5 protein-coding genes are annotated in these 5,338 nt (G+C 61.9%); 4 read left to right on the plus strand and 1 reads right to left on the minus strand.

The window, feature by feature from the left end; translation table 11 throughout:
* Positions 1-264 precede the first annotated feature (264 nt).
* Both ACFX4T_RS25500 and ACFX4T_RS25505 read left to right on the plus strand, forming a co-directional pair.
* Positions 265-1,035: a signal peptidase I gene (locus tag ACFX4T_RS25500; protein WP_377655200.1), complete on the plus strand. Its 771-nt coding sequence runs from the start codon at positions 265-267 to the stop codon at positions 1,033-1,035.
* On the plus strand, positions 1,028-1,450 hold the full coding sequence (locus tag ACFX4T_RS25505) for an Hpt domain-containing protein (protein WP_377655202.1): 423 nt from the start codon (positions 1,028-1,030) through the stop codon (positions 1,448-1,450). Before ACFX4T_RS25500 ends, ACFX4T_RS25505 begins: the two co-directional genes overlap by 8 nt.
* Positions 1,451-1,464: 14 nt before the next feature.
* Here ACFX4T_RS25505 and ACFX4T_RS25510 read toward each other — a convergent pair whose 3' ends face one another.
* Complete coding sequence (locus tag ACFX4T_RS25510) at positions 1,465-2,733, minus strand: MFS transporter (RefSeq protein WP_377655204.1); 1,269 nt, start codon at positions 2,731-2,733, stop codon at positions 1,465-1,467.
* Between the two features lie 163 nt (positions 2,734-2,896).
* Between ACFX4T_RS25510 and ACFX4T_RS25515 the strand changes: the two genes are divergently transcribed.
* Together ACFX4T_RS25515 and ACFX4T_RS25520 are read left to right on the plus strand one after the other, a co-directional pair.
* Complete coding sequence (locus tag ACFX4T_RS25515) at positions 2,897-3,637, plus strand: IclR family transcriptional regulator (protein ID WP_216927629.1); 741 nt, start codon at positions 2,897-2,899, stop codon at positions 3,635-3,637.
* A 112-nt stretch (positions 3,638-3,749) separates the two neighbouring features.
* A complete protein-coding gene (locus tag ACFX4T_RS25520) occupies positions 3,750-4,937 on the plus strand; it encodes a 4-hydroxybenzoate 3-monooxygenase (RefSeq protein WP_377655206.1) in 1,188 nt (395 codons plus the stop codon).
* Positions 4,938-5,338: the final 401 nt, after the last annotated feature.

Raw genomic sequence — 5,338 nt, forward strand, 5'->3', positions numbered from 1 at the left:
ACCACCGCGAACGACACCTTCCAAGGCGCCACCAGCACCATCGGCTTCGCCTTCACCGGCACCCAACGCACCGAAACCACCAAGTAACACCAGTCCAAGAATCAACAAACAGAGCCCCGCCGGGCCTGGTCGGGCGCCCCCCTGCCCGATCAGGTCCGCCGGTATTTCCTGAGCCAGCCTTGAGGCTTTCCCGCAGGAAGCCTGAGCCAGGTAGCCCAGACTTTCAATCAGAAGATAACCAACAACGGAAGGAACGCCAGGACTATGAGCGCACTGACCAACATCAGTGGACCCGCCCTCAACGGCCGGCGTTCAGCCGCAAAGCCTGCGAAGACGTCAACGACTTTAGAGATCGACGAGGCGAACCAGCCCGCAGCGGCACCGACGGCGACCGCCGTCGAGACCCCCGCTAAAGCCGCCCCTGCAATAGCCGCCGGAAGCCCAGCGAAAACCGTCGCGGCCCCAGGCGCGTTCCGCCGTATCGCTGCCAACACCATGAAATTCCTCGGTTTCAGCATGCTGGCCTTGGCTGCCTTGGTTTTCCTCTTCCTGGCGATCGGGCCGCGCATCCTGGGTTACCAAACCTCCACGATGCTGACAGGATCGATGGCGCCGTTGATCAACCCGGGCGACGTCGTCGTCACCGTTCCGACACCGCTTACCGACATCAAGGTGGGTGACATCATCACCTACCACATTCCCGTGGAAGACCAACGGGTGGAGACGCATCGCATCACTGAGATCACCACAACAGCCGATGGTGGTGTGGCTGTCCAGACCAAGGGCGACGCGAATAATGGCATCGATCCGTGGCTCGCCACCCTACAGGGCAAAACGGTGGATAAGCAGATCGCGACGATCCCTTACGTCGGGAATGCGATCCGCGCCCTCCGCGAACCACTCGTCCTGAACATCCTGATGTACGGTGCGCCTGGGATCCTGGTCATCGGGATGCTCGCCTCCATCTGGCGCCGGGACCCTAGCAAATCGACGCCGGAAGATGCCGCGCAACCACAAGCAGCCAGCCATGACTGACGAGGCAGACGGTCAGGTTCCGGCTCTGGAACCGTGCAGGTTGCAGGCCTTGGCCGATGAGATGGGAGACCCCACACCGGCCTTGCGTTTTCTCTCCACTTACCTTTCGATGTTGCCGGGCAGGCTACTCAGGATCTCCAACGGCCTCGGCCAACACGACGCCGATGCCAGCATGGATGCTGTGCTGAGCCTCAAGATCTCCTCGGCGATGGTGGGCGCGCTTGAGACAGAGGACCAGTGCAGGGCCATCGAGTCGATGATCCGCGAGGAACACTTCGACTACGCCGTCCAGGCACTTCCGGCACTCCGGCAATACACCGATCGCTGCTACGCGGCCGGACCGCAGCTGTTGGGCAAGGCCCCTGAGTCCCTTCACCCACAGTCCGGAAAGTTGGACGGCCAGCGGAGCAGCTAGCGTCGTGCCGGCGGTTACCGTTCTCCCGCCGGTACGGGCTCAGGAATCTTGACCTGATGGGGCACCAGGAACAGCGCTGCGACAGCCAAAAGTCCCGCTACGGCGAACACATAGAAGCCGGCCGGATAGGCAATGTTTGCGGCCACCAGGGTTCCAGTCACGGCAGGACCAACGATCGCGCCAAGGCGTCCGACGCCGGCAGCGAAACCGAGTGCCGTTCCCCGGAGACGGGCCGGAAACAACTGGCTGACCCATGCGTAAACCAGAACCTGCGAGCTGAACACGAAGACACCGGTGACGAACACCGCGACGTTGAGCAGGAACTCGCTCTGGATCTTCACGCTGAGGAGGGCCAGGAACACTGCTGAAAGCCCGAACCACAGCAGCACTATCTTCTTGGTTCCGTGCCGGTCAGCAAGAATTCCGGCCAAAACCAGCCCGGCCACGGCGCCGAGGTTGAGGACCAGCAGCAGCGTCAGGCCCGTGCTCACGGTGTAGCCCGCAGCTGCCATCAACTGCGGCAACCACGTGTTCAAGCCATAAACCAGCAACAAACCCATGAACGACGCGATGCCAATGCCCACGGCCACCAGCGGATAGGGCTTCTGCAGCAGGTCGCGGAACCCGGTCTTTTGCTTGCCGTCCGTGTAATGCACGACGCCGGGAGTCGCCTTTGTTGTTTCGTTCGCCTTCACGGGTACTGCTTCGGGAAGTGACTCCGGCAATTTCGCCCACAGGAATGGTAGGAGGGCCAGCCCGGCCAGGCCGCCGATGATAAACATGAGGCGCCAGTCAGGGACAACAAGGATAGCCAGGAACGCGGTGGCCACAGCGCCTACGTGGTAGCCGGTCATTGTCCGCGTGGTCGACTTTCCGGCCGAGCCTGCGGGTGCGTAATCGTTCATGTATGCGAGGGCTGCGGGGAGGCAGGCGCCCAGCCCGAGGCCTGCCAGCAGGCGCAGTATGGAGAAGACCGCCACGTTGGGGGCGAAGGCGACTCCAATTGTGAAGAGCGAGAAGCCCGCCACGCAGGCGATCAAGAGCTTCCGCCGGCCGAACTTATCGGACAGCGGGGCGATAAAGAGTGCGCCGAGTCCCACGCCTACCAAGGAAATAGTTGCAGCGAAGGTAGCTCCAACGGCGTTAAAGCCGATGTCACCTGTCTTGATGAGCGTTGGGATCACCGTCCCCAGGACCACCAGGTCGAAGCCGTCCAAGACCATGGCTAACCAACACAGCCAGACTGGCCATTGTGAGCGGCGGGCAGATGGCATCGTTGGCATAGTGTCCTCGGGAGTTCTCTTTGAGAGTGGATGTGGCCAGCAGAACGGCCGGTCGGTTATGAGAGTTGTATCACCGGCGGGAGTAACCTGCGGCACGTTCTACCATTGAATGGAAGAAGCCATTGCGGCGTCAGGCAGAGGAACGGCAGCAAAGGAGCGCATCGTGGCCAACTCAGCATCCGGTGACTCCGTAGTGGACCGCGTAGTTCGGCTTATTGAGGCCTTTCCTGAAGGCGCCACCTCGCTGCAACTGACCGAACTCGCCGACAGGTCCGGCCTCCCGTTATCGTCCGCCCACCGGCTGGTCCGGCAACTCTCCGGGCACGGTTTGCTGGAACTTGGTGCCGGTGGGAACGTTCGGCTGGGGCTCCGATTGTGGGAACTCGTCAACAGAAACTCGCCCACGCTCGCACTCCGTCAAGCGGCCTTGCCCTTCATGGAGGATATACAGCAAGTCTTGAACCAGAACGTGAACCTGGCGGTCCTTGAGGGCTGGGAGGCGCTGTTCGTGGAGCGGCTTTCGCGCCGGGGCTCGGTTGCCAACCGAGCACGCATCGCCGGTCGCATGCCCGTCCACATTTCCTCCGCCGGTCTGGCGCTGATGGCATACCAGTCCCGCGAATTGCAGGCGGAGTACCTCGAACAGTTCCAAGACCCGGAAGGAAAGGTGACTTCCGACGTCGTGCGCCACCTGCTGGCTGAGGCCGCGCAGCTGGGCTATGCGCAGCTGGCGGGAGTCGTTGATCCGGACACCTGGGGCATCGCCGTGCCCGTGATGAACGGCAAGCGGCGCGCGGTCGCCGCCCTTGGCGTGGTGGTCCCCTTGGCTGAGATGCGACTCCAGGCCCTGGTTCCGGCGTTACAGACCGCGGCACGGGGGATAGGCCGGCAACTTAGGGATTGAGTGCTGCTGGTTCCGTTCAACGGAATTCATGTAACGCCGGTCACGCAGGACCCGCCACACTGATTCCAAGCTCATCCCGTCCCATCGGGACCGCAACGAAGCGAGGAATACCATGGCACGTACTACCGTCACCACTCAAGTCGCCATTATGGGTGCAGGTCCCGCAGGGCTCATGCTCTCCCACTTGCTGGCAAGGCAAGGCATCGAATCCGTGGTGGTGGAGGTCCGCAGCCGGGAACAAATCCAGCAAACTGTTCGCGCAGGCATCCTGGAGCACGGCACTGTCAACCTGCTTGTCGACTCCGGTGTCTCAGACCGGGTGCTGCGCGAAGGCGACCGGCACGATGGCATCGAGTTGCGGTTCAATGGCGAAAGCCACCGCATCAACTTCAAGGAGCTGGTGGGTGAATCCGTGTGGCTGTACCCACAAACAGACGTTTTCGCCGACCTCGCTGCGCGACGCGAGGCCGACGGCGGCGACGTTCGCTACAGCGTCACGGACACCACAGTTCACGACCTCGAGGGCAAACCGAAAGTCTGGTTCACCGATTCCGACGGTCAGGAGTTCGAGATCCAGGCCGACTTCCTCGTTGGCGCTGACGGGTCACGCAGCCATTGCCGCTTCCAGATCCCCGAAGCCAACCGAAAGTGGTTCTTCCACGAATACCCTTTCGCCTGGTTCGGCATCCTGGCCCAGGCTCCACGCAGCTCCGACGAACTGATCTATGCCAACTCCGAGCACGGTTTCGCCTTGATCAGCCAGAGGACCGAGACAGTGCAGCGCATGTACTTCCAGTGCGACCCCAAGGAAAACGTGGCCGACTGGGACGACGAACGCATCTGGTCCGAGTTCCGCAAGCGCGTGAACGGCAACGGATTTGAGATCAACGAAGGCCCTGTCCTGGAAAAGATGGTTCTACCGTTCCGAAGCTTCGTCCACACTCCTATGCGCCACGGCAATCTCTTCCTTGCAGGCGATGCCGCACACACAGTCCCACCCACCGGCGCCAAGGGCCTTAACCTCGCGATACACGACGTGAAGGTCCTGTTCGAAGGCTTCGACTCTTTCTATTCCAACGGTTCCACCAGACTGCTGGATTCCTACAGCGACCGCGCCTTGGACCGTGTTTGGAAGGCCCAGCATTTCTCATACTGGATGACCTCGATGCTGCATACGGTTCCCGGCGCAGACGACTTTGACCGCGCCCGTCAGCTGGGCGAGCTGCACTCCGTGGTCTCGTCCGAGCACGCCAAGGCGTACCTGGCTGAGTCGTACACGGGCTGGCCGACGTCGCGGTAAGGCTTCGCCGCGGCTGCGTCTCGGGTGGCGGCTGAATTCGGGGCGCGGCTCAGCTTACCGGGCGGGGCGTGGTTTACGAGCGCTTGAGTTAAGGGCGCTCGACGGCGGGATGTCACCTTCCTGCGAGGCAGCCAGAGCAACGCCAGTAAGCGCCCAAACGGGTGCACGTTGGACCTCGATATGCGCTGGCCCCTCGTTATGCGCCGGGCACTCTTATGCGCTGGCGCTCCTTTATGTTCGGAGGTTCTCTAATGTTCTGAGGCTCTTTTATGTTCTGAGGGGTGTGTGGTGGTGGTTGCGTCGTGGTGTTTGTTTGGGGTCGACGTGTGGGGGTGGGGTGAACCAGGGCACGCCGGTGGTGGTGGTGATGGTCCAGTTTTCTTTGTGGATGAGGTGGTGGT

It is taken from the genome of Paenarthrobacter sp. YIM B13468, assembly GCF_042788025.1.
In the GTDB taxonomy this organism is placed as follows: domain Bacteria; phylum Actinomycetota; class Actinomycetes; order Actinomycetales; family Micrococcaceae; genus Arthrobacter; species Arthrobacter aromaticivorans.

Bases quoted from the DNA above. Each gene is read 5' to 3' on its own strand.
- ACFX4T_RS25510 (WP_377655204.1), bottom strand. From the start codon at position 2,733: ATGCCAACGATGCCATCTGCCCGCCGCTCACAATGGCCAGTCTGGCTG.
- ACFX4T_RS25505 (WP_377655202.1), top strand. From the start codon at position 1,028: ATGACTGACGAGGCAGACGGTCAGGTTCCGGCTCTGGAACCGTGCAGG.
- ACFX4T_RS25520 (WP_377655206.1), top strand. From the start codon at position 3,750: ATGGCACGTACTACCGTCACCACTCAAGTCGCCATTATGGGTGCAGGT.
- ACFX4T_RS25500 (WP_377655200.1), top strand. From the start codon at position 265: ATGAGCGCACTGACCAACATCAGTGGACCCGCCCTCAACGGCCGGCGT.